This window comes from Sphingopyxis chilensis (genome assembly GCF_035930445.1).
In the GTDB taxonomy this organism is placed as follows: domain Bacteria; phylum Pseudomonadota; class Alphaproteobacteria; order Sphingomonadales; family Sphingomonadaceae; genus Sphingopyxis; species Sphingopyxis chilensis.
Genome location: NZ_CP142394.1, coordinates 3,755,841 through 3,781,335 on the forward strand (window position 1 = coordinate 3,755,841; position 25,495 = coordinate 3,781,335).

Here is a 25,495-nt window from a genome sequence, read left to right on the forward strand (position 1 = left end):
CCGGCAGGGCGAAGGGTAAGAGGATGACGATGTTCGATCTCACAGGAAAAGTCGCGCTCGTCACCGGCGCCAACACCGGCATCGGGCAGGGGATCGCGCTCGCGCTCGCCGAAGCGGGGGCCGATATCGCCGCCGCGGGGCGCTCGCCCGCCGACGAGACCGTCGGCAAGGTGCGCGGGCTCGGCCGCCGGGCCGAGAATTTCGCCGCCGACCTGTCGAGCGTCGGCGCGGTGCAGCCGCTCGTCGATGCGGTGCTTGCCGAATTCGGCCGCATCGACATCCTCGTCAACAATGCCGGCATCATCCGCCGCGCCGACGCGGTCGACTTCACCGAGGAAGACTGGGACGCGGTGATGGACACCAATTTGAAGACGCTCTTCTTCCTGTGTCAGAGCGTCGGGCGCCACATGATCGCGCGCGGCTCGGGCAAGATCATCAACATCGCCTCGATGCTGACCTTCCAGGGCGGCATCCGCGTGCCGAGCTATACCGCGTCGAAATCGGGGGTCGGCGGCCTCACCAAGCTGCTCGCGAACGAATGGGCGGCAAAGGGCGTGCAGGTCAATGCGATCGCGCCCGGCTATATCGCGACGAACAACACCGCCGCGCTGCAATCCGACGAAACGCGCAACCGCCAGATCATGGAGCGCATCCCGGCGGGCCGCTGGGGCGATCCCGCCGACATCGGCGGCGCCGCGGTCTTCCTTGCGTCATCGGCGTCGGACTATGTGCAGGGCCATATCCTCGCCGTCGACGGCGGTTGGCTCGCGCGATAAACAGTCTCAAAGCCGTTCGTGCCGAGCTTGTCGAAGCACCGTTCTGCCTTTTGAGTCCACAAGAAGAACGGCCCTTCGACAAGCTCGGGGCAAACGGAGTTGGGGATGGCGCAAGGCAAGCTGGTCTTTTTCGGCGAATTGCTGATCCGCCTGACCGCGCCGGGCAACGAACTGCTGATGCAGTCGCCGTCGCTGGCGCTGCACGTCGGCGGGGCCGAGGCGAATGTGGCGATCGGCCTTGCGCATCTGGGCCATGATTGCGCGATGGTCAGCCGGATTCCACCCAATGCTCTGGGTCGCGGAGCAGTGGCGGCGGTGCGCGGCGCAGGCGTCGATTGCACCGCCGTCACCACCGGTGCGGGCCGCATGGGGCTTTATTTCCTCAGCGTCGGTGCCGGGCTGCGGTCGTCCGAAATCGTCTATGACCGTGCCGGATCGAGCTTCGCCGCCACCGGTCCCGAGGATTATGATTTCGACCGCTTGCTCGAGCGTGCCGGCCTGCTCCACCTCTCGGGCATCACCCCCGCGCTCGGGCCGCGCTCGGCCGAGGCGGCGCTCAGCGCGGCGCGCGCGGCGAAACGGCTCGGGGTGCCCATCAGCTTCGACGGCAATTACCGCGCGATGCTGTGGGAGGCATGGGACAGCGACCCGCGCGCCATTCTCTCCGAGCTGATCGGCACCGCCGACATCCTTTTCGGCAATCATCGCGACCTGTCGCTGGTGCTCGGACAGCAGTTCGGCGGCGAGGGCGAGGACCGGCGGCGCGAGGCGGCCGAAGCGGGCTTCGCCGCCTTCGCGGGTCTCAAGCTGATCGCCTCGACCGCGCGCCATACGGTCACCGCGGACCATCACCGGATCGCGGCGCGCATCGATCTTCGCGACTCTTGCCACCAGACCGACGAGATCGACGTCACCGGCATCGTGGACCGCATCGGCGCGGGCGACGCCTTTGCCGCCGGGGTGCTCCACGCGCACCTGGCAGGAGGCGATGCCCAGGCGATGGCGGCAAGCGGCCTCGCGCTGACCGCGCTCAAACATTCGCTTCCCGGCGACGCGAGCCGGTTCGGGCAAGCCGATATCGACGCCTTTCACGGCGGCGGGCTCGATGTCCGGCGCTGAGCTGACCCGTCGCGCGATGATGACGGCAAGCGCGGCCGCCATGTTCGCGCCGCCGCTTCTCGCGCGGACCGGCGGCGAGGTTCGCACGTTCAAGGGTATCCGCTATGGCAGGGCGAGGCGTTTCGAAGCGCCCGTCACGCTGCTCGACAATCGCATCGCGCTGGCCGACTTCGGTCCCGCCTGCCCGCAGCGCGGCGATCGCTATCGGCCGCAGTCCGAAGACTGCCTGTTCCTCAACCTCTGGACGCCGTCGGTCGAGGGCAAGGCGAAATGCCCGGTCATGGTCTATTTCCATGGCGGAGCCTATTCGACCGGCAGCGTCACCGATCCCGTCAACGATGGCGCGGCGCTCGCAGCGCGCGGCGATGTCGTCGTCGTTACGGTCAACCACCGGCTGAACGCGCTCGGCTATCTCTATCTCGCCGGGCTCGATCCGCGTTTTCCCGACAGTGGCAACGCGGGGCAGCTCGACCTGATCGCCGCGCTGCAATGGATTCAGCGGAATATTGCGGCCTTTGGCGGCGATCCGGGCAATGTCACCGTCTTCGGCCAGTCGGGCGGCGGCGCGAAGATCGCGACCTTGATGGCGATGCCCGAAGCCAAGAGCCTGTTCCACAAAGCGATCACGATGAGCGGGCAGCAGGTCACCGCCTCGGGTCCGCTCAACGCGACGAAGCGCGCGCAGGCGTTTCTGGGCCAGCTGGGCAGGGGCGTCGATCCCGCGACCGCGCCGGTCGAGCAGCTGACCGCCGCGCTGGCGGCGACCGATCCGATCCTGGGGGGCAGCGTCTACATGGGCCCCGTGCTCGACATGAAGCATCTGACGCGGCACCCCTTCTGGCCCGACGCCGCGCCGCAATCGCTCGGGATCCCCATGATGCTCGGCAATACGGTGATGGAAACGCGCGCTTTCTATGCACCGGACGGCGAGCAACTCGCGGGTCTCGGCTTCGACAATCTGGCCGCACGCATCGCGCCCGAGATGCGGATCGATATCGAACCCTCATGGGTCGTCGAACGATTCCGCACGCATTATCCGAACGCGGAACCGCTCGAACTCTTCCACCGCATCGTTACCGCCGCGCGTAGCTGGCGCGGACAGGTAGAGGAAGCCGAGGCGCGCGCCCGCGCCGGCGCGCCCGCTTTCGTCTACCAGCTCGATTTCGAGCGTGCGAAGCACACCGACGACATCGGTCTCAGCTTCGGCACGATGCCCGATCCAAGCCCCGCGCAACAGGCGATGAGCGACCGCGTCATGGACGCCTTCGTGCGCTTCGCACGCACCGGCGATCCGGGCTGGCCGGCCTATGATCTCGATAAACGACGGACGATGATCTTCGATACGGGCAGTCGCGTCCAGAGCGATCCCCGCCAATGGGAGCGCGAGCTGTTTGCGCGCGTGCCCTATATCCAGCCGGGCACATAGGACTCCGTCATTGCGAGGCGCCGAAGGCGGCGCGGCAATCCAGCGCCTGCGGTAACCACCCTGGATTGCTTCGCTTCGCTCGCAATGACGACAGCTAGACGATCCCGTGCGACCCTAGCCAGTTCCACAATAGCTCGGGCCAGATCGCGACGGGCAGCCCCGCGGTCTTCATCAGCCCGAAGCCATGCCCGCCGCGCTCGAAGAAATGCGCCTCGACCGGCGTCCCGATGCCGCGGGTCGCCTCGCGCAGCCGCACGCTGTTTTCGACCTTCACGACATCATCGTCCTCGGCGTGGAGCAGCCAGACCGGCGGCTGGTCGGCGCGGACATTGCGTTCGGGCGAGTAGAGCTTTTCGCGCGCCGCGTCGGGGCTCGCGCCGATCAGCTTCTCGCGGCTCATCGCATGCGCGATCGCCGGGGCCATCGACACGACGGGATAGATGGCGGCGAGCGCGTCGGGCCGTCCCGACAGCGCATCGGCCGCATCGACCGGGTCATAGACCTTCGCGTCGAAGCGCGTGAGCAGGCTCGTCGCGACCTGCCCGCCCGCCGAAAATCCGCCAAAGGCGACGCGCGCCGGGTCGATGCCGTCGAGCGCCGCGCGGCTGCGCACCAGCCGCACCGCGCGCTGCGCGTCGGCGAGCGGGACGTCGGACCCGTTCGCCCAGCCGTCGCCGGGCAGGCGATAGAAAAGCACATAGACGGTAACGCCGCGCGCGCTCAGCCAGCGCGCGAGCTCATAGCCTTCCTTGTCGACCACGACATAACGATAACCGCCGCCCGGCGCGAGGATCACGGCCGCGCCATTGGGCTTTGCGGGGCGGAAGATGTCGAGCCGTGGGCGCGTGATGCCTTCGAGCATCCGATCGCTCGCGCGCTCGTCGTCGCTCCGCTGCACGACCCTTTCGACAAGGCCCGCGGGCGGCGCGATATGGCCCTCGGGCCAAAGCGACAGGCTTGCATCGGGCGCGAGGCCGGCCGGGCGGGTCCACGCTTCGCGGGCGGCCGCGCTCGCGAAGGGCAACGCAAGGCTGGCGGTCAGCAGCGCGCGGCGACCGACGCTCATCGTGCGCCCGCCTTGTTCGGATAGGCGATGATCAGCACCAGCGGCTCGCCGCCCGTCTGGCGGATCCCGACCTTCGCGCCCTTGTAGAGCCACGCCGCGGACCCGGTTTTCAATTCGCTTTCATCGCCGTCCGAATGAACGACGCCCGTGCCCGACAGGACATAATAGATCTCGTCATGGTCGATTGCGTGGATGCCGATCGCGGCGCCGACGTGCAGCGCGCGCTTGCGGAATTCGAAGCTGCGCGGCGCGGGAACCGCATCGCTGATCCGATATGCCGTGGACATGCCGATCGCCCCGTGCGGCGGGGCTTCCTCGCGAATCGTCGCCGCTTCGTCGATCACCACCATTGCCGGGGGGGCGGCGCCTGCGAGCATGATCGCGAGCAGCGCGCTCATTGCGCCTCTCCGCGCGATTCGCGATCGCGCGCCGACAGATGTTCCTGCGGCATCGGCGCGGTCTGGCCGGGGTAGCGGCCCGATTTCGGTTCCATCGTCGCCAGATCCCAATCCTGTTCGACGAAGCGCGCGCGTACTGGCGCTTCGACCTTGGGATAGGCGCTGACTTCCCTTTCATCGTCGATGATGTCGCCGCGCCCTTCGGCGACAAAGAACAGCACGCGAATCTCCTCGGCGCCGCGCGCCCACGGCCGGGCGCCCGCGGTCGACAGCACCGAGGTCTCGACATCGCGCACCGGCAGGATCTTGTAACCATCGACCGGCGCGAGCGGCGCCTTGGCGCGGATCAGTTTCGCCTGCGTCTCGCCATAGCGGCCGAATTCGGGAAGCGCATTGCCGTGGCGATCGACCGCCAGATTGTCCTCGCCATAATAGTCGAGGTCGCCGTCGCCGCCCAGCATCAGGAAGGGCAGGCCTTCGTCGGTGTCGTTGCCGCCGCGCATGACATTGCCGATCGCGGTGATCTCGCCCGTCACATAGTCGTGCCCGACCCATTCGAGGTTCATCAGGTTGTAATGCACCGCGCGATGTTTGGGGTTATAGATCAGGTTGTTGACCATCAACACCTGCGCCCCGCCCTTTACCAGCGGCGCGCGCTCGACATTATGCGCCCAGATATTGCGATAAAAGACGATCCCCGTCGCATTGTCGTGGATCAGCGATCCCTTGCTATGCTCGCCCTTCGGATGGCTCGCATCGGCGAGTCCCTCGGCGGCGAGATTGTTCGAAAAGGTGATATTGTGGCTCGTCCCCTTGCGCCATTCCTCGACATTCTTGCCGGTGAAGCGCGGACCCGACGCCGACATATTCTCGTCGATCGCCCACAGGAAGGTGCAATGGTCGACGATGACATTCTGTGCCGCGACGGTCGAAAAGGCGTCGGCCTCCCAGCCGCTGCGCTTCGGCTGGCCGTCGGCGCCGGTATAGACGCGCAGATGGCGCATCACGACGTCGTGCGTCTTCACGTCGATGCCGGTGCGGATCAGGGTGATGCCGGGGCCGGGCGCGGTCTGGCCGGCGATCGTCAGATAGGGATGGGTGATGTCGATCGTCCTGCGGCCCATGTCGATCACGCCGCCGACCTCGAACACGACGATGCGCGGCCCCGGCGTCTCAATCGCCGCCTTCAGCGACCCCGGACCATCGGGCGCCAGCGTCGTTACGCGCAGGATCTTGCCGCCGCGCCCACCCGCCGTCGCCGCCGCCGGACCGACCGCGCTGGGGAAAGCCGATGGCGCGGCGTCGGTTGCCAATGCCGGCGCACCCGGCATCGCAAGCGCCAGAAAAAGCGCAGTAATCCAAGGTTTCCGGCGCATATTTCTCTCCCTCTTCTTTGGGTATTGACACGGCTGCCCGTATCCTTCAATCTTCCTGACACCGGTTACCCCAATCGGTCAACGAGAAAATATTTCCAAGGGAGAGGGTCTGATCCGGTTCGCCACACTGGTTGGCGTCCGCCATCGCTCTCTGAAAAAATCAAAGGATGGCGCGATTCGCCAAATCGCTCCATCCAATAAAGTAACCGGTGTCATTTCTTGCACGAGCGAGATCCGGGGCGATTAAGGGAGGATGATAATGGCTATTCATGCAATGCGGAGCATTCGCACTTTGACCCGGCTGGCGTGCGGCGCATCGCTTGCGGCGTTGACCGTCGGGCCGGCCTGGTCGCAGGACGCCGCCGGCGAGGCCGTCGCGAGCGAAGACGAGATCGTCGTCACCGGCTTTCGCGCATCGCTCGACAAGGCGCTCGATCAAAAGCGCGATTCGATTTCGGCGGTCGATGTCATCGTCGCGGAGGATATCGCGAAATTCCCCGACCAGAATCTCGCCGAATCGCTCCAGCGCATCCCCGGTATCTCGATCCAGCGCGACGCCGGCGAAGGCCGTGCGATCACCGTGCGCGGGCTCGGCGCGCAATTCACCCGCGTCCGTCTCAACGGGATGGAAACGATCGCGACCTCGACCGACGGCGCCTCGGCGAACCGCGATCGCGCGTTCGACTTCAACGTCTTCGCCTCCGAACTGTTCACCTCGCTCGTCGTCCACAAGACGGCATCGGCCTCGCTCGACGAGGGTTCGCTGGGCGCCGTCGTCGATCTCAACACCGGCAATCCGCTCGGCGGCAAGGAAGGGTTGACGCTCGTCGGCTCGGCGCAGGCGCGCTACAATGATCTGACCAAGGATGTCGATCCGCGCCTCGCGGGCCTCATCGCCTGGACGAACGCCGATCGCACCTTCGGCGTGTCGGCGTCGATCGCCTGGTCCGACTATGGAACGGACGAGCTTGGCAACAACACGGTGCGCTGGGCGCAGGCGCCGTTCCGCAGCGTCGATGGCGTGACCTGTCTTTCGGGTTCCGATTTCGTCGCCAATCCCTCGGACGGCTGCATCGAGGTCGCCGAAGCCTTTCACCCGCGCATTCCGCGCTATGGCCTCGTCCACCACGACCGCTCGCGTCTCGGCGCGACGGCGTCGATCCAGTTCGAGCCGAGTGAGAACACCAGCATTTCGATCGACGGCCTCTATTCGAAGTTCAAGGAAACGCGCGACGAATATTGGGGCGAAGTGTTGCTGCGCAGCAACGAGCGCTCGATCGACCTGTCGAACTACACGATCGATGCGAATAACAATCTGATCGCGGCCGACCTCGACAATGTCTATGTCCGCACCGAACGTTATTCGCGCCAGAGCGAGACCGAATTCTACCAGATCTCGGGCCGGCTGGAACAAAGGCTGACCGATACGCTGGGGGTGAACCTGCTCGCGGGCTTCTCCAAGTCGCAGGCCGATATTCCGGTCGAAACGACGCTCGCCTTCGACGATCGCGATGCGACCGGATACCGTTTCGACTACTCCAACATGAAATATCCGGTGCTCAGCTTCGGTCCCGGGATCGAGGACCCGGCGGCGTTCGAGCTTGCCGAATTCCGCGATCGCCCCTCGTACCAGACGAACAAGTTCAAGACCCTCGCCGCCGACTTCGACTGGGACGTCGCCGACCGGTTCAAGCTGCTCGCGGGCGGCTTCTATCGTCAGTTCGATTTCGACACCGTCCAGTTCAGCCGCGACAGCACCTATTGCGCGGCCTTCACTTGCGCGCCGGGTACCAACGGCCTGCCGGTGACATCGGACATTGCCGAAATCTTCAACCTCGGCGATGCGGGCCAGCCTGACGGCAACACCAACGCGTGGGTCGTTCCCGACCTCGACGCGGGCACCGCACTGATCGACCTTTATGGTCGTCCTGCCGTGCTTCAGGAGGGGCAGCAGCGCGCGGTCACCGAAAAGACCTATGGCGGCTGGTTCATGACCGAATTCGAAACCGACCTGCTCGGCATGCGCCTGACCGGCAACGCCGGGGTGCGCTACGTCAAGACCGACCAGTCGTCGTCGGGATTCACCGGGGGCTCGTTCGTTACCGTCAAACGCAGCTATGACGACTGGCTGCCGTCGTTCAACGTGAATCTCCACCCGACCGAGACCATCATCCTGCGCGGAGCGATCGCGAAGGTGATGACGCGCCCGACACTGGGCACGCTGTCGCCCAGCGCGTCGGTCGATCAATTCAACTTCCGCGTCACGACGGGCAATCCCTTTATCGAACCATATCGGGCAACGACCTTCGATCTCGCGGCCGAATGGTATTTCGCGCCGGGCGCCCTTGCGTCGGTCGCGCTGTTCGCGAAGGATATCGAGAGCTTCCCGCTCGGGACCTCTACCCAGGGCACTTTCGCATCGAGCCCCGTGCCGTTGCCGCCGCTCACGCCCGGAACGCCGGCATATATTGCGGTTGTTGACGGCGCCGATCCCAACCGGGAATTCGAATATCGAACGACCGGTAACGGGCCGGGGGCCAATTTGAAGGGCGTGGAACTGTCGTTGCAGCTGCCCTTCTCGGTCTTCTCGGACTCGCTGCGCCACTTCGGCGTGCTCGGCAACGCGACCTTCGTGAAGAGCGATGTCGATTACACCGTCCCCGGTCCGCTGGCCTATGATCCGACTGACAACCGGCTCGAAGCGCAACCCGCGGACACCTATACCCAGCCGCTGCTCGGGCTCGCCAAGCGTGCGTGGAACGCCACCGTCTATTATGACGACGGCAAATTCTCGATCCGCACCTCTGCGGCGTGGCGCAGCGGCTACAACGACAGCACCAGCGGCAACAACAATATCTTCGAAGGCTATGGCAGCTCGTTCAACGTCGATGCCTCGATCCGCTATCAGGTGACCGAGCAGCTCGAACTGTCGATCGAGGGCACCAATCTGACCGACGATTATCGCTATCGCTTCAACGATATTTTCGCCGAGCGCAATTACGAGAACAACCACTACGGCCGCACCTTCCTGTTCGGGGCGCGGTTCAAGATCTGACGCGAAGGGTTCGTCCCGGTGGGGCCCGGTTCCGTCTTCAGGGAACCGGGCCTTTCTTTTTTCAGGAGAAAGAGGTGACCGATCGCCGCGACATGCTCAAGCTGGCCGGAGCCGGGCTGCTGGGGACAGGTTTCTCGGGCTTCGGTGCCCCCGCCGCCTTGGCAAGGGCACCGGCAGCGCCGGCTCGCTCCGGCCCCGCGCCGGCGGGGGCGAAGGGCTTCGACGGCCAGCGCAAGGCCGACCTCGGCGACGGGCGCTTCCTCAATCCGATCATGGCGGGCGACCATCCCGATCCGTCGATCCTGAAGGATGGCGCCGACTATTATATGACCTTTTCGACCTTCGACAGCTATCCGGGTCTGGTCATCTGGCATTCGCGCGACCTGGTGAACTGGCGCCCGATCGGCCCCGCGCTACGCAAGAATATCGGGTCGGTATGGGCACCCGAACTGTGCAAGCACGGGGGCCGCTTCTATCTCTACATTCCGACCAAGGGCCCGAACACGAGCTGGGTGATCTGGGCCGACCGGATCGAGGGTCCGTGGAGCGAACCGATCGACCTGAAGCTGCCCGACCATATCGACCCCGGCCATGCGGTCGGCGAGGACGGCTCGCGCTGGCTGTTCCTGTCGGGCGGCGACAGGGTAAGGCTCTCGGACGATGGCCTCGAACGCATCGGCGAGCCCGAGCATGTCTATGATCCGTGGCGCTATCCTTCCGACTGGGTTGTCGAAGGCTTCGCGCCCGAAGGGCCGAAGATCACGCGGCGCGGCGATTATTATTACATGATCACCGCGGTCGGCGGCACGGCGGGGCCGCCAACGGGCCATATGGTGATCGCGGCGCGGTCGAAATCGATCCACGGTCCATGGGAAAATTGCCCCGCCAATCCGCTCGTCCGCACCAGATCGGCGGTGGAAAAATGGTGGTCGCGCGGCCATGCGACGCTCGTCGAAGGACCGGCGGGCGACTGGTGGAGCGTCTATCACGGCTATGAGAATGGTTACTGGACGCTCGGGCGGCAGGCTTTGCTCGATCCCGTAGAATGGACCGATGACGGCTGGCTGCGCATGAAAGGCGGCGACCTGTCGCGGCCGATCGCGAAACCGAAAGGCGGCACGGTCGCAGGGCCGCACGGCATGGCGCTGTCGGACGATTTCGCGGGCCTCGCGCTCGGCGCGAAATGGAATTTCTTCAAGCCGGCGCCGGACGAAGCCGGTCGCGCGCACGTCGAGGATGGGGCGCTCATTCTGAAAGCGCGCGGCACGGCGCCGGTCGATTCCTCGCCGCTGCTGCTGATCGCCGGCGACCAGGCGTACCGGTTCGAATGCGATATCGAGATCGCGCCGGGCGGCACGGCAGGGCTCATCCTCTTCTACGACGAAAAGCTTTATTGCGGGCTCGGCTTCGATGGCGCGCGGTTCGTCACCCACCAATATGGCATCGAACGCGCACGGCCCGCCAACCCGCATGGGACGCGGATGCGGATGCGTGTCACCAACGACCGCCATATCGTCACCTATGACACCAGCGGCGACGGCGGAAAGACATGGGTTCGCTTCGACCGCGGCATGGAGGTGTCGGGATATCACCATAATGTGCGCGGCGGCTTCCTGATGCTGCGCCCCGGCCTCTATTCGGCGGGGCAGGGCGAGGCGCGCTTCCGCAACTTCACCTTCAGGGCGCTCGATTAAAGCGTCACACCCGACTTCCAGATCGCGATATCGCGCTCCTCATTGGCTTCGGCCTTCGTCGCTCCGCCCGAGGCGGTGGCGGCGATGAGGTCGAGCAGCGCGCCCGACGCAGCATCGAAACCTGCGACGAGCACCTGTCCCGCATCGAAGTCGATCCACCCCGCCTTGCGCTGCGCCAGCGCGCTGTTGGAGGCGATCTTGAGCGTCGGCGCCGGAAAGCCGAGCGGCGTGCCGCGGCCGGTGGTGAACAGGATAATCGTCGCGCCCGCCGCGGTCAGCGCGGTCGAAGAGACGGCATCATTGCCCGGCGCCTCGAGCAAGGTCAGGCCGGGCAGCATGGCTTCGCCGCCATAGCGCCGGACATCGACGAGCGGCACCTTGCCGCCCTTCTGCACCGCGCCGAGCGATTTTTCCTCGAGAGTCGTGATCCCGCCCGCGACATTGCCCGGCGAGGGATTCTCGCTCACCGGTTCGCCGTGGCGAACGAAATAATTCTTGAAATCGCGAACGAGCGCGACGGTGTCGTCGAACACGTCGCGCGATACCGCGCGGTCCATCAGCAGCTGCTCGGCGCCGAAAATTTCGGGTATTTCGGTCAGCACCACCTTGCCGCCTGCCGCCGCCACGGCATCGGCCATGCGCCCGACGAGCGGGTTGGCGGTGAGGCCCGAGAGGCCGTCGGAGCCACCGCATTTGACGCCGAGCACCAGCTTTGCGAGCGGCACCTCGCTGCGCGGCTGGTCGGCGCACCGCTGGGCCAGCTCGTCGACCAGCGCGAGGCAGGCGGCTTCGTCATCCTCGACCGCCTGCGCCGACAGGGTCCGAATATGCGCGCGGCGCTCGTCCGGGATCAGGTCGAGCAGCGCGCCGAGCTGGTTGCTTTCGCATCCGAGCCCGACGATCAACACCCCGCCGGCATTGGGATGCTGCGCGAGCGCCGCGAGTAGCGCGCGCGTGTGACCGAGATCGTCGCCAAGCTGCGAACAGCCGAAGGGGTGTTTGAAAGCGTGGACGCCATCGACGCGTCCCGCATGGCGTTCGCCGGCGATTCTTGCAACGCGCGCGGCGAGGTTGCCGACGCAGCCGACGGTCGGCAGGATCCAGATTTCGTTGCGCGTCCCGACGCGTCCGTCGGATCGGACATAGCCGCGAAAAGTCCACGCCGGCGGGGCCTCGGGCTTCGTGTCGGATGCGCCCGGGACATAGCGATAGTCGCCCTCGCTGGTGAGCGCGGTCGCCAGATTGTGGCTGTGGACATGCTCGCCGGGAGCGATGTCGGCGGTCGCGATGCCGATCGGAAAGCCATATTTGATCACCGCCGCGCCGCGCGCGATCGGCGCGAGCGCGATCTTGTGCCCGCGTCCAACCGCGGCCGCGGCCCGAAGGCGGCCGTCGGCGGACAGGATGCTTCCCGCCGCGATGTCGGCAATCGCGGTCGCGACATTGTCGGCGCCATGGACCCGCACCGCCTCGATTCCATTCTCGCCGGTCATCGCCGCTCAGCGTCCGGCGCGGTGAAGAGATTTGTCATACATCCGATATTCGCTTGCCTTTGACACCGGTGTCTCTTACACCTCATCGCGTGAGAGGGAAATGAGAAAGATGCTGGCGACAAGCGATCAAGAGAATGTGGCGCGTGCCCTGATCGACGCGCGTGCGGGAAAGACACCGCTTACCATCTATCCCGGCGCGATGCCGCAGACGATGGCAGAGGCCTATGCGATCCAGGATCGTGCGATCGCGTTCGACGGCCGCCGCATCGGCGGATGGAAGGTCGGGCGAATCGCCCCCGAACTTGTCGATCGCTATGGCGGCAACCGCCTGACCGGCCCCATCTTCGCCGATGAAATCGTCGATGGCGTTGCCCACCGGCCGGAGATGCCGGTCTATGCTGCCGGCTTTGCCGCGGCCGAGGCCGAGGTGCTGCTCTGCTTCGGCGACGTCGGTACGCGCGCCTATGATATCGACAGTGTGCGCGGCTGCATCGCCGACGTCCGCACGGGAATCGAAATCGCGAGTTCGCCCTTTCCCGAGATCAATCGCCACGGTCCCGCGGTCACCGCGTCGGACTATGGCAACAACAAGGGGCTGGTCCTCGGCCCGCCGATCGCCGATTGGCAGAACGCCGACCTCATCCGCATGCCCGTGGCAATGTCCATCGACGGCGCGCCGGTCGGCGCCGCGACGATGGAAGCGATGCTCGACGGCCCCTTCGGCTCGGCGCTGTTCCTGATCGAAATCCTGCGCGCGCGCGGCATAGCTATTCCACCCGGAACATGGGTGTCCGCCGGTGCGATCACCGGTATTCATGAAATCAGGCCGGGCCAGCGTGCCGAAGCAATCTTCGACGGAAAAATCCGCGTCGGCTGCTCGATCAAAGGCTATTAAGCCAACAACAGGAGAGGATTATGGCACAGGCATTCGCGGACGGAGGGACGGCGGCGCCGGTGCCTCGGTCGGGGCGCTACCGCTGGCTGATCGTCGCGGTGCTGTTCGCCGCTACCACGGTCAATTATATCGACCGCACCATGCTCGGCCTGCTCGCGCCGACGCTCGGCGACGAGCTGAAGTGGACCGAGAACGACTATGGCAACATCGTCACCGCCTTCCAGTTCGCCTATGCGCTGGGCTTCCTGCTCATGGGCTGGCTGATCGACCGCTTCGGTCCCAAGATCGGCTACGGAATCGCCATTGCGATCTGGACGATCGGCCATGTCGCGCATGGTTTCGCCTCGTCGGTCGTCTCCTTCATGCTCGCGCGCGTCATCCTCGGCGTCGGCGAGGCGGGGCATTTTCCGTCGGTCGTCCGCGCGTCGAGCGAATGGTTCCCGCAAAAGGAACGCTCCTACGCGATCGGCTGGGTCAACAGCGCGACGACGATCGGCGTTATCCTCACCGCGCCGACGGTCGCCTTGTGCATGCGCGTGCTGGGCTTCGACTGGCGCGAAACCTTCATCTACACCGGCGCTTTCGGCCTCCTGCTCCTGCTCCTCTGGCTCTGGCTCTACAGCAACCCGCGCGAAAGCGGGAAGGTCAGCGAGGCCGAGCTCGCGTGGATCGAACATGATCCGCCCGAAAAGATCGAGCGCATCGGCTGGAGCAAGATCGTCACCAAGCGCGAGGCCTGGGCCTTTGCGATCGCCAAATTCCTGACCGACCCGGTGTGGTTCCTGATGCTCTTCTGGCTGCCCAAATATTTCAGCACCACCTATGACGTCGACTTGAAGATCGTGCTGCTGCCAATGATCATCATGTATCTGCTCTCCGACGTCGGCAGCATCTTCGGCGGCTGGGTGTCGTCGAAGCTGATCCAGTCGGGCCACAGCGTCAATTTCGCGCGCAAGGTCACGATGATTGGCGCGGGCCTTTGCGTGCTGCCCCTGCTGTTCGTCACGGGCCTTGCCAATATGTGGCTCGCGGTCGTGCTGATCGGCATCGCGCTCGCCGGGCACCAGGCCTTTTCGTCGACGATCCTGTCGATCCCGCCCGACATGTTCCCCAAACGCGCGGTCGGCTCGGTGATCGGGCTCGGCGGCTTCATGGGCGGGGTCGGCGGCATGATCATGGCGAAGTCGACCGGGCTCGTGCTCGACGCGACGGGGGGCAATTACACGGTCATCTTCGCGGCCTGCACGACCGTCTATTTCCTCGCGGTGCTCGCGGTCCATATCCTGAGCCCGCGCCTCGAGCCGGTCAGCGTGGAAAGCGGAAAATAGCTCCATGCCGCGCCCGCTGCGCCTCTCCCCCGACCGCCTCTTTCCGTCCGATCCGGCGCAGCGCGACATCGCGCGCCGGCTCTATGCGGAGGTCGCGAATCTCCCGATCGTCAGCCCGCACGGGCACACCGACCCGAGCTGGTTCGCGGGCAACGCGCCTTTCGGCAATGCGGCGGAGCTGCTGCTCCACCCCGACCATTATGTGTTCCGGATGCTCTATTCGCAGGGCATATCCCTCGACGCGCTCGGCATCCGCGACGGGCAAGCCGATCCGCGTGAAAGCTGGCGGCTGTTCGCCTGGAACTACCATCTCTTCCGCGGCACGCCGAGCCGCATGTGGATGGACTGGGTGTTCGCCGAGGCCTTCGGCTTCGACGTGCAATTTTCGGCCGAGACGTCGGACCTCTATTACGACCGGATCACCGAGGCGCTGGCGACCGACGCCTTCCGCCCGCGCGCGCTGTTCGACCGCTTCGGGATCGAGGTGATCGCGACGACCGAAAGCCCGCTCGACACGCTCGAACATCATGCCGTCATCCGCGCCGCCAACGCCAGCGGCGAATGGGCGGGCCGTGTCATCACCGCCTATCGCCCCGACCCCGTGGTCGATCCCGAGTTCGAGGGCTTTCAGGGCAACCTCCAGCGCTTCTCCGACCTCTCGGGCGAGGATGCGTTCAGCTATGCGGGCTATCTCGCCGCGCACCGCAATCGCCGCGCCTTCTTCGCCGAAATGGGCGCGACCTCGACCGATCACGGCCATCCGACCGCGGCGACCGCCAACCTGTCCGAGGCCGAGGCCGAGGCGCTGTTCGCGCGCGTCACCGGCGCCGATGTCAGCGCCGCCGATGCCGAGCTGTTCCGCGCGCATATGCTGACGGTAATGGCGGGGATGAGCCTTGATGACGGTCTCGTCATGCAGATCCACCCCGGCGCGTTCCGCAATCACAATCCGTGGTTGTTCGCGAACTATGGCCGCGACAAGGGCGCCGATATTCCGATGGCGACCGACTATGTCCACGCGCTGCGTCCGCTCCTCGGCAAATATGGCAACGAAGCCGCGCTGACGATCATCCTCTTCACCCTCGACGAGACGAGCTACGCGAGAGAGTTGGCGCCGCTTGCGGGTCATTATCCGGCGCTGAAGCTCGGCCCGGCGTGGTGGTTCCACGACAGCCCCGAAGGGATGCGCCGCTTCAGGAACCAGATGACCGAGACCGCAGGCTTCTACAACACGGTCGGCTTCAACGACGACACCCGCGCCTTCCTGTCGATCCCGGCGCGCCACGATGTCGCGCGGCGTATCGATTGCGGCTTCCTCGCGCAGCTCGTTGCCGAGCACAGACTCGAGGAATGGGAGGCGGCGGAGCTCGCGGCCGACCTCAGCTACAATCTCGCGAAGGCGGCGTACAAGCTGTGAGGCTCGGCCCCGATACGGCACTCCCGGCGTCGGTGCAGGCGCCGGACTACGACCGCGCCGTCCAGGCGGCCGGCATCGTCCATATCGGCATCGGCGCCTTTCACCGCGCGCATCAGGCGGTCTACACCGACGACGCGATGAACGCGGGCGATCGCGACTGGGGCATCATCGGCGTGTCGCTCCGCTCGGGCGGCGTCGCGGCGCAGCTGAACCCGCAAGGCGGGCTCTACACCGTCGCGACGCGTCGCGCGGCCGGGACGCGGCTGCGCGTGGTCGGTGCGGTGCGACATGTGCTCGTCGCGGCCGACGACGCGCAGGCGGTCATCGACGCCATCGCCGCGCCGACGACGCATATCGTGAGCTTCACGGTTACCGAGAAGGGTTATCTCCGCGGCGCCGATGGCACGCTCGATCTCGCCGCCGCGCGTGGTGCGCCGAGCCTCTATCGCTTTGTCGGCGCCGGACTTGCCGCGCGCAAGGCAGCGGGGCTTGGCGGGCTGACGCTGCTCAGCTGCGACAATCTCGCCGGCAATGGCGCGGCGCTGAAGGCGCTGATGCGCCAGTATCTCGCCGCCGAATATTCCGATGTGCTTGGGTGGTTCGACAGCGAATGCCGCGCTCCCTCGACGATGATCGACCGCATCGTCCCCGCGACGACCGACGCCGACCGTGCCGCCATCGAGGCCACTCTCGGTGCGCGCGACGACGGGGCGGTGGTCACCGAAGGCTTCAGCCAGTGGGTGATCGAGGATGATTTCGCCGGCCCGCGCCCGCGCTGGGAAAATGTCGGGGCCGAACTTGTCGCGGACGTCGCCCCCTATGAGACCGCCAAGCTCAGGATGCTCAACGGCGCGCATTCGGCACTTGCCTATATCGGGCTTGGAAAGGGGCATGACTATGTCCATCAGGCGATCGCCGACGCCGATGTTCGTCCGGTGATCGAGCGGCTGATGCGCGCCGAGGCCGCGCCGACGATCGCGGCGGCGCCGGGACAGGACCTCGCTGCCTATGCCGATGCGCTGCTCGACCGCTTCGCCAATCCCGCGCTGAACCATCGGCTGGTCCAGATCGCGATGGACGGCAGTCAGAAGATCCCGCAGCGCTGGCTCGAGACGCTGGCGTGGCATCAGCAACGCGGGGCGCGGTGCTCCTCGCTCGAATCCGCGATCGCGGCATGGATCGCCTTCCTGCGCAGCGATCACCCGATCGACGATCCGCTCGCCGACAAGCTACGCGAAGCGGCGGCGGGTCCGGATACGATGGCAAAACTGTTCGGCGAAGATGGTCTGATCGCGTCGGAGTGGCGGCCGGCCTAGGTCGGAACCAGCAGCCCCCGGCTCTCGCGCACCTCGGTGTCGAGCCAGTCGATGAACGCCCTTATCCGCGGCTGCGGCGCGACGTCGCGGTGGAGCGCGAGCCAGAAGGCACGCGCGACCGTCTGTTCGCCCCGCACGCGCACCAGCGCCGGATCGCCGCTCGCAAGGAAGCAGGGCAGCACGCCGACCCCCGCTCCGCCCGCGATCATCCGCCGCTGCGCGAGGATCGACGACGAGCGCACCGTCGCGCGAAGCCCCGGCTCGATCTCGCCCAGATAGTCGAGTTCGGGGGCGTAGAGGATGTCGGGCATATAGCCGATCACCGGGATACCGGTGCGCGACAGCGGCGCGGCGGCGACCGCTTGGTGCCAGTCGGGGCGGTCGGCGGGCGCGTAGATGCCGAGGCTGTAATCGGACAGTTTGCGCGTGATCAGCGGGCCCTTGCGCGGGCGCGCGAGCAGCACCGCCATATCGGCCTCGCGCCGCGACGGATTGAGGAAACCCGACGAGGCGACCAGGTCGATCTCGAGCTCCGGGTGCGCCGCCACGAAACCCGCGAGGCGCGGCGCGATGAAGCTGTTGCCGAAGCCTTCGGACACGCTGACGCGGAGCTGCCCCGACAGCGCCGACCCGCCTTCGGAAGCCTTGTGGATGCGCGCCGCCGCTGCGGCCATCGCTTCGGCGTGCGGAACGAGCGCCCGGCCTGCCGCAGTCAGAACGAAACCCGTCGTCGCGCGTTCGAAGAGCGTCTGCTGGAGCGCGGTTTCGAGCGTGCTGATCTGGCGGCTCACCGTCGTTGCGTCGACGTGGAGCGCCGCCCCGGCGCGCGCAAGCGAGCCGTGGCGTGCGACGAACAGGAAATATTGCAGCTTGTCCCAGTCCATAAGCTGCAAATATGCAGTATCGGACTGCAAGTCTATCCCTTGCCATCGGCCGCCGGTTGGGCTGTTGCATCGGCAAGATTTTACGGGAGACTCGGACATGCGACAGATCGACCATCACATCGTCGGCGGTGCCGGCGGCAGCGCCCGCCAGGGCGACGTCTTCGACCCGAACAATGGCGGCGTGCAGGCGCAGGTCGCGCTCGGCGACCGTGTGCTGCTCGACCGCGCCGTCGCTGCCGCCAAGGCCGCGCAGCCTGCCTGGGCCGCCACCAATCCGCAGCGCCGCGCGCGCGTGATGTTCGAATTCAAGCGCCTCGTCGAAGCGAATATGAACCAGCTCGCCGAAATGCTCTCGTCCGAACATGGCAAGGTGATCGCCGATTCAAAGGGCGACATCCAGCGCGGCCTCGAAGTCATCGAATTCTGCTGCGGCATCCCGCATGTGCTGAAGGGCGAATATACGCAGGGCGCCGGCCCCGGCATCGACGTCTATTCGATGCGCCAGCCGATCGGCATCGGCGCCGGCATCACCCCGTTCAACTTCCCGGCGATGATCCCGCTGTGGATGGGCGGCGTCGCGACCGCGACGGGCAACGCCTTCATTTTGAAGCCCAGCGAGCGCGACCCGTCGGTGCCGGTGCGGCTGTCGGAACTGTTTCTTGAGGCAGGTATGCCCGAGGGCATTTTCCAGACCGTCCACGGCGACAAGGAAATGGTCGACGCGATCCTCGACCATCCCGACATCGGCGCGGTCAGCTTTGTCGGCTCGTCGGACATCGCGCATGATGTCTACAACCGCGGCGTCGCGAACGGCAAGCGCGTGCAGGCGATGGGCGGCGCGAAGAACCACGGCATCGTCATGCCCGACGCCGATCTCGATCAGGTCGTGAACGACCTCACCGGCGCCGCCTTCGGCTCGGCGGGCGAACGCTGCATGGCGCTGCCCGTCGTCGTCCCCGTGGGCGAGGACACGGCCAACCGCCTGCGCGAAAAGCTGATCCCGGCGATCGAGGCGCTGCGCGTCGGCGTGTCGACCGATGCCGAGGCGCATTACGGCCCCGTGGTGACAGAGGCGCACAAGGAAAAGGTCGAAGGCTGGATCGCCAAATGCGCCGACGAAGGCGCCGAGCTCGTCGTCGACGGCCGCGGCTTCACCTTGCAGGGCCACGAAAAGGGCTTTTTCGTCGGCCCGACCCTGTTCGACCACGTCACCCCCGACATGGAAAGCTACAAGGAAGAAATCTTCGGCCCCGTGCTCCAGATCGTCCGCGCCCCCGATTTCGAAACCGCGCTCGAACTGCCCAGCAAGCACCAATATGGCAACGGGGTCGCGATCTTCACGCGCAACGGCCACGCCGCGCGCGAGTTTGCCGCGCGCGTGCAGGTCGGCATGGTCGGGATCAACGTGCCGATCCCGGTGCCGGTCGCCTATCACAGCTTCGGCGGCTGGAAGCGCTCGGCGTTCGGCGACACCAACCAGCATGGCATGGAAGGCGTGAAATTCTGGACCAAGGTCAAGACGATCACCCAGCGCTGGCCCGACGGGGTGGGTGGGGCTGGCGACGCCGGCAACGCTTTCGTCATCCCGACGATGGGCTGACGGGCTCACCGGGCGCGCCAGTGAAACCAGTGCGCCCGGTCGAACATTTCTCCCACGAAGGAGAATGACGATGATGCGATGGACAATGCCTGCGGCGCTTTTGCTGCTTGCCGCGTGCAGCGGCGGTCAGGACGACGAATCGGGCCCCGAAGCCAGCTCGAATGTCGGCCCGCTGCAAAAGGCCGAGCGTCCGGCGCCCGCCGAAACGCCCGAGGCGGACGCCGAGGTCAAGGCGCCGGCAACGGCCGAAGCCGGCGACAAGGTCGACGGCAAGACAATCCCGCCCGCGATCCGTGGCCGCTGGGCGCTCAAGGCCGCCGATTGCGCCGCACGACGGGGCACCGACCTGACCGCGCTGACGATCGACGCGACCAATCTGCGCTTCTTCGAATCGCACGGCGAACTCGCGCGCGTTCAGGCAAGCGACACGGGCAGCATCGTCGCCGATTACAAGTTCAGCGGCGAGGGCGAGGAATGGGATCGCCGGATGCAACTCGACCTCGCCGACGGCGGCAAGACGCTCGTGCGCCGCGATTCGGGTGAGGGTGCCGCCGCGGACGCGATGCGCTATACGCGCTGCGCCGGATAATATTTTCGAAAGGGAGATTTACGATGGACTTTCGCCTGCTCGCAATCGCCGCCGTCCTGCCCCTCGCCGCCTGTACGCAGGAGCGGCCCCCCGTCGAATCGGCCCCGCCGCCGCCCGAAGCCGAAATGACGTGCAAGGTGGAAGCGGTGCAATCCTATGTCGGGCAGACCGCGACCCCCGAGCTCGGCGGTACGATTCTCAAGGCATCGGGTGCCCGCACGCTTCGCTGGGGCCCGCCGCGCTCGGCGATGACGATGGACTATCGTCAGGACCGCGTGAACATCATGTACGACGACGCTTACAAGATCACGCAGGTCACTTGTGGCTGATTCCAGCCGGCGCAATCATAGCTCGGCCTCCCCGTTCGAACCCGTCTATGCCTACAGCCGCGCGGTTCGGGTGGGCAGCCGCATCGACGTCGCCGGCTGCGCGCCGATCGAGCCCGATGGAAGCTCGACTCCCGGCGATGCGGGGGTACAGGCGGCGCGTTGCCTGACGATCATCGGCGAGGCGCTCGAAGCGCTCGGCGGCAGCTTCGTCGATGTCGTCCGCACGCGCATGTATATCACCGACGCGGCCGACGCCGACCTCGTCGGCCGCGCCCACGGCGCGGTGTTCGGCGATATCCGCCCGGCGGCGACGATGCTCGTCATCCCGGCGCTGATCCGCCCCGAGTGGAAAGTCGAAATCGAAGCGGAGGCGATTCTAGAGAAATGACCATGACCGACCAGTTCCAGCTTACCGATGACCAGCTCGCCATCCAGGACATGGCGCGCAAATTCACCGCCGACCGCATCACGCCCTTCGCGGCCGAATGGGACGAAAAAAATCATTATCCCGTCGACGTATGGAAGGCGGCGGGCGAGCTGGGTTTCGGCGCGATTTATGTCGCCGAGGAATCGGGCGGCATCGGGCTTGGCCGGATGGAGGCGGCGCTGATCATGGAGGCGATGGCCTATGGCTGCCCCGCGACCAGCGCCTATATCTCGATCCACAATATGGCGACCTGGATGATCGACCGCTTCGGCGGCGCGGAGATCAAGGCGCGCTTCCTGCCCGAGCTTGTCAGCATGGAGAAGATCGCGAGCTATTGCCTCACCGAACCCGGCTCGGGGTCCGACGCCGCGGCGCTCAAGGCGTCGGCAAAACGCGACGGCGACCATTATGTGCTCAACGGCACCAAACAGTTCATCTCGGGCGCGGGCTACAACGACATCTATGTCTGCATGGTCCGTACGTCCGAAGAAAAGTCCAAGGGAATCAGCTGCCTCGTCGTCGAAAAGGACACGCCGGGCCTCAGCTTCGGCGCGCCCGAGAAAAAGCTCGGCTGGAACGCTTCCCCCACCGCGCAGGTGATCTTCGAGGATTGCCGCGTGCCGGTCGAAAATCTCGTCGGCGCCGAGGGCGACGGCTTCCGCTTCGCGATGGCGGGGCTCGACGGCGGCCGTCTCAATATCGGCGCCTGCTCGCTGGGCGGCGCGCAGCGCTGCCTCGACGAGGCAATCGCTTACACCAAGGACCGCCAGCAGTTCGGGCAGCCGATCGCCGATTTCCAGAACACCCAGTTCATGCTCGCCGACATGGCGACCGACCTCGAAGCCGCGCGCGCTCTGCTCTACATGGCCGCAGCAAAGGTCACCGCGAACGCCCCCGACAAGTCGCGCTTTTCGGCGATGGCGAAACGGCTCGCGACCGACAGCGGCAGCAAGATCGTCAACGACGCGCTGCAACTGTTCGGCGGCTACGGCTATCTGAAAGATTATCCGATCGAGCGTTTCTGGCGCGACCTGCGCGTCCATTCGATCCTCGAAGGCACCAACCAGGTGATGCGGATGATCGTCGGAAGGGACCTGCTGCGCCAATGACGGACGATGTTTTGATTTCGACCGACGTCCGCGTCGGGCACATTGCGCTCAACCGCCCCAAGGCGATCCACGCGCTCAACCTCGCCATGTGCGAAGCGATGATCGACGCGCTGCTGAAGTGGCAGGGCAACGCTGCGGTCGAGGCGGTGATCATCGATCATAGCGAAGGCCGCGGCTTCTGCGCTGGCGGCGACATCCGCATGCTTGCGGAGAGCGGCGCGAAGGACGGGAAGGAAGCACGCCTGTTCTTCCACACCGAATACCGCCTCAACCACCTGCTCTTCACTTACCCCAAGCCGGTCGTCGCCTTCATGGACGGCATCACCATGGGCGGCGGGGTCGGCATTTCGCAACCGGCGAAATATCGCGTCGCGACCGAACATACGCGCTTCGCGATGCCCGAGACGGGGATCGGTCTGTTCCCCGACGTCGGCGGCGGCTGGTACCTGCCGCGCCTCGAAGGCCGCGTCGGCGCCTATCTCGCGCTCACCGGCGCGCGGCTCGACGGGGCGGAGTGCTTGGCGCTCGGCCTCGCCACCCATTACCTCCCGTCCGAAAAGCTCGCCGAGGCGAAGGCGCGCATCGCGGTCGATCCGACCCGTATCGGCGGCATCCTGGGCGAATTGTCGGTTACCGCGCCGCCCGCCGCGATCACCCAGCATATCGAACGGATCAACCGCCTGTTCGCGAGCGACACCTATGAGGAGATCCTCGCCGCGCTCGAAGCCGACGGCGGCGAATGGGCCGAAAAGGAGCTCGCGACGCTGCGCACCAAAAGCCCGCAGACGTGCAAGGTCGCGCTCCGCCAGCTCAAGGAGGGCGGCGAGATGCACGACTTCGCCGAGCAGATGCGCCAGGAATATGCGATCGGCAGCCGCGTCGTTCAGATGCACGATTTCATCGAAGGCGTCCGCGCCCTGATTATCGACAAGGACAACAGCCCGAAATGGGATCCGGCCAAACCCGAAGCGGTGACCGAAGACTGGATCGACGCGATCTTCGCGCCGCTGCCCGAGAATGAGAAATGGACCCCTCTAACCTGAACTTTACCGCCCATCCTTCGTCACCCCGGACTTGATCCGGGGCCCATAGCCTCGCTGCGAGATGGATGCCGGATCAAGTCCGGCATGACGATAATCCGGAGATTGCCGAATGACCTACGAAACCCTTCTCGTCGAAACGCGCGGCGCCGTCACGCTCGTGACGCTCAACCGCCCACAGGCGCTGAACGCGCTCAATTCGGGCGTTCTCGACGACCTGATCGCCGCCTTCGCCGCCTTCGAGGCCGACCCCGGCCAGCGCTGCGCCGTCCTCACCGGCGCGGGCGACAAGGCGTTCGCCGCGGGCGCCGACATCAAGGAAATGGCCGACAAGCCCGCGTCCGATTTCTACCTTGAGGATTTTTTCTCGAAATGGACGAGCGACTTCGTGAAAAAGGTCCGCAAGCCGTGGATCGCCGCGGTGAACGGCTTCGCGCTCGGCGGCGGCTGCGAACTTGCGATGATGGCCGATTTCATCATCGCATCGGACAAGGCGAAATTCGGCCAGCCCGAAATCAAGCTTGGCGTCGCGCCTGGCATGGGTGGGTCGCAGCGGCTGACGCGCGCGGTCGGCAAGGCGAAGGCGATGGAAATGTGCCTGACCGGCCGGATGATGGATGCCGCGGAGGCCGAACGCTCAGGCCTCGTCGCGCGCGTCGTCGAACATGCGACGCTGGTCGACGAAGCGGTCAAGACCGCGACGACGATTGCGTCGATGCCGCCGATGGCCGCGATGGTGAACAAGGATATGGTCAACGCCGCGTTCGAAACCACACTCGACCAGGGCCTCATCTACGAACGCCGCCTGTTCCAGATCCTCGCCGCGACCGAGGACAAGGCCGAAGGCATGGCTGCCTTCATCGAGAAGCGCGAAGGCGTTTGGAAGGGACGGTGACATGAAAATCGCTTTTATCGGACTCGGCAATATGGGCGGCGGGATGGCCGCGAACCTCGCGAAGGCAGGGCATGAGGTCCGCGCCTTCGACCTCAGCGAAGAGGCGTTCGCGCGCGCCGTCGAAGCGGGCTGTTCGCGCGCTGCCTCCGCTGCGGAAGCCGTCACCGGCGCCGAAGCCGTTGTCACGATGCTCCCCGCGGGCAAGCATGTCGCGTCGGTCTATGAAGCCGACGTCTTCCCGCACGCCGCCGACGGCACCCTCCTGCTCGATTGCTCAACAATTGATGTCGCGACGGCGCGGAGTAATATCGAAGCCGCCGCTAACGCGGGCCTCGTCGCCGTCGACGCGCCCGTGTCGGGCGGCATCGCCGCCGCCAATGCCGGCACGCTGACGTTCATGGTCGGCGGCACCGACGAGGGCTTCGCGCGCGCCGAACCGATCCTTGCGAAAATGGGCAAGGCGGTGATCCACGCCGGCGACGCGGGCGCGGGGCAGGCGGCGAAGATCTGCAACAACATGCTGCTCGGCGCCTCGATGGTCGCGACGTGCGAGACGCTCGCGCTCGCGCAGAAACTCGGGCTCGACCCGCAGAAATTTTTCGACATCGCCAGCGTGTCGTCGGGGCAATGCTGGTCGCTGACCAGCTACGCGCCGCTCCCCGGCGTCGGCCCGACGACGCCTGCCGACAATGATTACAAGGGCGGCTTCGCCGCGGCGCTGATGCTCAAGGATCTCCGCCTCGCGATGGAAGCGGCGGCGAGCGTCGATGCCGACGTCCCGATGGGATCGAAGGCACGCGAACTCTACGAAGCCTTTGTCGAGGCCGACAAGGACGGCCGCGACTTTTCGGCGATCATCAAGACGTTGCAGGGCTAACGCCCTCATCCAACGGGGATCGGGTTCAGTAAAAGTCCGCCGTCTCGCCGCCATCGCTGCGTTCGGTGCGATGCACCTGCGTCGGGGCCTTGCGCTCGCCGGTCCTGACCTCGATCCGGTCCCCGAAGCGCCGCACCTCGGCGGGCGACAGGATGCGCGCCCGCGCAATCCCGACCGCCGTCGCCTTCGGCGCCGCCACCGGGGCCGATGCCGGCACGCTGCCGGAAAGCAGGAGGACGGCGAGGAGGGACATGGCGTTCATATTCTGCCGTAACGGCGGGTGTTGCCACCGCTTTAACCCTGAATCGCAAGTTTCCGGTTGCACCTGTGGCGGTCGCGAAGCAAAAGAAAGGCCGCCTGCCCCGCGCTGGGACAGACGGCCTGCT

The 25,495-nt window shown here is 66.0% G+C and carries 23 protein-coding genes; 17 read left to right on the forward strand and 6 right to left on the reverse strand.

The features are described from left to right. The first annotated feature begins 23 nt into the window (after positions 1 to 23). The 3 genes from kduD to VSX79_RS17770 all read left to right on the forward strand — a co-directional run bounded on the left by kduD (position 24) and on the right by VSX79_RS17770 (position 3,321). Entirely contained in the window at positions 24 to 776 is a 753-nt protein-coding gene (gene kduD / locus VSX79_RS17760) for a 2-dehydro-3-deoxy-D-gluconate 5-dehydrogenase KduD (RefSeq protein WP_326913982.1), read from the forward strand. A gap of 105 nt (positions 777 to 881) precedes the next feature. After that, positions 882 to 1,895 carry a sugar kinase gene (locus VSX79_RS17765; RefSeq protein WP_326913983.1) on the forward strand — a complete coding sequence of 338 codons (1,014 nt, stop codon included), beginning with the start codon at positions 882 to 884 and terminating at the stop codon, positions 1,893 to 1,895. After that, the gene (locus tag VSX79_RS17770; RefSeq protein ID WP_326913984.1) at positions 1,882 to 3,321 is read left to right on the forward strand and encodes a carboxylesterase/lipase family protein; all 1,440 of its coding nucleotides are present in this window, start codon (positions 1,882 to 1,884) and stop codon (positions 3,319 to 3,321) included. Before VSX79_RS17765 ends, VSX79_RS17770 begins: the two co-directional genes overlap by 14 nt. 94 nt (positions 3,322 to 3,415) lie before the next feature. On the opposite strand, the gene VSX79_RS17775 is transcribed toward VSX79_RS17770, so the two are convergent. From VSX79_RS17775 to VSX79_RS17785, 3 genes are read right to left on the reverse strand one after another with little or no spacing between them, the layout of a single operon-like run. Then, on the reverse strand, positions 3,416 to 4,387 hold the full coding sequence (locus VSX79_RS17775) for an alpha/beta hydrolase (protein WP_179497899.1): 972 nt from the start codon (positions 4,385 to 4,387) through the stop codon (positions 3,416 to 3,418). Beyond that, positions 4,384 to 4,785: a cupin domain-containing protein gene (locus tag VSX79_RS17780; RefSeq protein WP_326913985.1), complete on the reverse strand. Its 402-nt coding sequence runs from the start codon at positions 4,783 to 4,785 to the stop codon at positions 4,384 to 4,386. The genes VSX79_RS17775 and VSX79_RS17780 overlap by 4 nt, the downstream gene beginning before the upstream one ends. Further along, on the reverse strand, positions 4,782 to 6,161 hold the full coding sequence (locus tag VSX79_RS17785; RefSeq protein WP_407697230.1) for a pectate lyase family protein: 1,380 nt from the start codon (positions 6,159 to 6,161) through the stop codon (positions 4,782 to 4,784). Before VSX79_RS17785 ends, VSX79_RS17780 begins: the two co-directional genes overlap by 4 nt. Before the next feature lie 259 nt (positions 6,162 to 6,420). Between VSX79_RS17785 and VSX79_RS17790 the strand changes: the two genes are divergently transcribed. Together VSX79_RS17790 and VSX79_RS17795 are read left to right on the forward strand one after the other, a co-directional pair. Beyond that, positions 6,421 to 9,216 (forward strand): TonB-dependent receptor, encoded by a 2,796-nt coding sequence (locus tag VSX79_RS17790; RefSeq protein ID WP_326913986.1) that lies wholly within the window; start codon positions 6,421 to 6,423, stop codon positions 9,214 to 9,216. 92 nt (positions 9,217 to 9,308) lie between these two features. After that, entirely contained in the window at positions 9,309 to 10,910 is a 1,602-nt protein-coding gene (locus VSX79_RS17795) for a family 43 glycosylhydrolase (protein WP_407697290.1), read from the forward strand. Here the strand turns inward: VSX79_RS17795 and VSX79_RS17800 are convergent. Next, entirely contained in the window at positions 10,907 to 12,403 is a 1,497-nt protein-coding gene (locus VSX79_RS17800) for a UxaA family hydrolase (protein WP_326913988.1), read from the reverse strand. The two genes, VSX79_RS17795 and VSX79_RS17800, sit on opposite strands and share 4 nt — an antisense overlap. A gap of 100 nt (positions 12,404 to 12,503) precedes the next feature. On the opposite strand from VSX79_RS17800, the gene VSX79_RS17805 reads away from it, so the two are divergent. From VSX79_RS17805 to VSX79_RS17820, 4 genes are read left to right on the forward strand one after another with little or no spacing between them, the layout of a single operon-like run. Next, complete coding sequence (locus VSX79_RS17805) at positions 12,504 to 13,298, forward strand: 2-keto-4-pentenoate hydratase (RefSeq protein ID WP_306455583.1); 795 nt, start codon at positions 12,504 to 12,506, stop codon at positions 13,296 to 13,298. Between the two features lie 20 nt (positions 13,299 to 13,318). Next, positions 13,319 to 14,626: an MFS transporter gene (locus tag VSX79_RS17810; protein ID WP_179497910.1), complete on the forward strand. Its 1,308-nt coding sequence runs from the start codon at positions 13,319 to 13,321 to the stop codon at positions 14,624 to 14,626. Positions 14,627 to 14,630: 4 nt separating this feature from the next. Continuing rightward, a complete protein-coding gene (uxaC, locus tag VSX79_RS17815; protein ID WP_179497912.1) occupies positions 14,631 to 16,043 on the forward strand; it encodes a glucuronate isomerase in 1,413 nt (470 codons plus the stop codon). Next, positions 16,040 to 17,359: a mannitol dehydrogenase family protein gene (locus VSX79_RS17820; protein ID WP_326913989.1), complete on the forward strand. Its 1,320-nt coding sequence runs from the start codon at positions 16,040 to 16,042 to the stop codon at positions 17,357 to 17,359. Before uxaC ends, VSX79_RS17820 begins: the two co-directional genes overlap by 4 nt. On the opposite strand, the gene VSX79_RS17825 is transcribed toward VSX79_RS17820, so the two are convergent. Beyond that, positions 17,356 to 18,243 carry a LysR family transcriptional regulator gene (locus VSX79_RS17825; RefSeq protein WP_326915275.1) on the reverse strand — a complete coding sequence of 296 codons (888 nt, stop codon included), beginning with the start codon at positions 18,241 to 18,243 and terminating at the stop codon, positions 17,356 to 17,358. The two genes, VSX79_RS17820 and VSX79_RS17825, sit on opposite strands and share 4 nt — an antisense overlap. 97 nt (positions 18,244 to 18,340) lie before the next feature. Here VSX79_RS17825 and VSX79_RS17830 point away from each other — a divergent pair, with 97 nt between their 5' ends. The 8 genes from VSX79_RS17830 (at position 18,341) to mmsB (ending at position 25,109) form a co-directional block, all read left to right on the forward strand. Continuing rightward, a complete protein-coding gene (locus VSX79_RS17830; RefSeq protein ID WP_326913990.1) occupies positions 18,341 to 19,843 on the forward strand; it encodes a CoA-acylating methylmalonate-semialdehyde dehydrogenase in 1,503 nt (500 codons plus the stop codon). A 70-nt stretch (positions 19,844 to 19,913) separates the two neighbouring features. Next, on the forward strand, positions 19,914 to 20,432 hold the full coding sequence (locus tag VSX79_RS17835) for a hypothetical protein (protein WP_326913991.1): 519 nt from the start codon (positions 19,914 to 19,916) through the stop codon (positions 20,430 to 20,432). Between the two features lie 23 nt (positions 20,433 to 20,455). Continuing rightward, positions 20,456 to 20,761: an I78 family peptidase inhibitor gene (locus VSX79_RS17840; protein ID WP_326913992.1), complete on the forward strand. Its 306-nt coding sequence runs from the start codon at positions 20,456 to 20,458 to the stop codon at positions 20,759 to 20,761. Next, positions 20,754 to 21,149 (forward strand): RidA family protein, encoded by a 396-nt coding sequence (locus VSX79_RS17845; protein ID WP_326913993.1) that lies wholly within the window; start codon positions 20,754 to 20,756, stop codon positions 21,147 to 21,149. The genes VSX79_RS17840 and VSX79_RS17845 overlap by 8 nt, the downstream gene beginning before the upstream one ends. A gap of 2 nt (positions 21,150 to 21,151) precedes the next feature. Continuing rightward, on the forward strand, positions 21,152 to 22,297 hold the full coding sequence (locus tag VSX79_RS17850) for an acyl-CoA dehydrogenase family protein (protein ID WP_326913994.1): 1,146 nt from the start codon (positions 21,152 to 21,154) through the stop codon (positions 22,295 to 22,297). After that, positions 22,294 to 23,340 (forward strand): enoyl-CoA hydratase/isomerase family protein, encoded by a 1,047-nt coding sequence (locus VSX79_RS17855; RefSeq protein WP_326913995.1) that lies wholly within the window; start codon positions 22,294 to 22,296, stop codon positions 23,338 to 23,340. Before VSX79_RS17850 ends, VSX79_RS17855 begins: the two co-directional genes overlap by 4 nt. Positions 23,341 to 23,449: 109 nt before the next feature. Further along, the gene (locus VSX79_RS17860) at positions 23,450 to 24,232 is read left to right on the forward strand and encodes an enoyl-CoA hydratase-related protein (protein WP_326913996.1); all 783 of its coding nucleotides are present in this window, start codon (positions 23,450 to 23,452) and stop codon (positions 24,230 to 24,232) included. Between the two features lies 1 nt (position 24,233). After that, the gene (gene mmsB / locus VSX79_RS17865; protein WP_326913997.1) at positions 24,234 to 25,109 is read left to right on the forward strand and encodes a 3-hydroxyisobutyrate dehydrogenase; all 876 of its coding nucleotides are present in this window, start codon (positions 24,234 to 24,236) and stop codon (positions 25,107 to 25,109) included. 25 nt (positions 25,110 to 25,134) lie between these two features. Here mmsB and VSX79_RS17870 read toward each other — a convergent pair whose 3' ends face one another. Beyond that, positions 25,135 to 25,371: a hypothetical protein gene (locus tag VSX79_RS17870; protein ID WP_179497924.1), complete on the reverse strand. Its 237-nt coding sequence runs from the start codon at positions 25,369 to 25,371 to the stop codon at positions 25,135 to 25,137. Positions 25,372 to 25,495 lie beyond the last annotated feature (124 nt).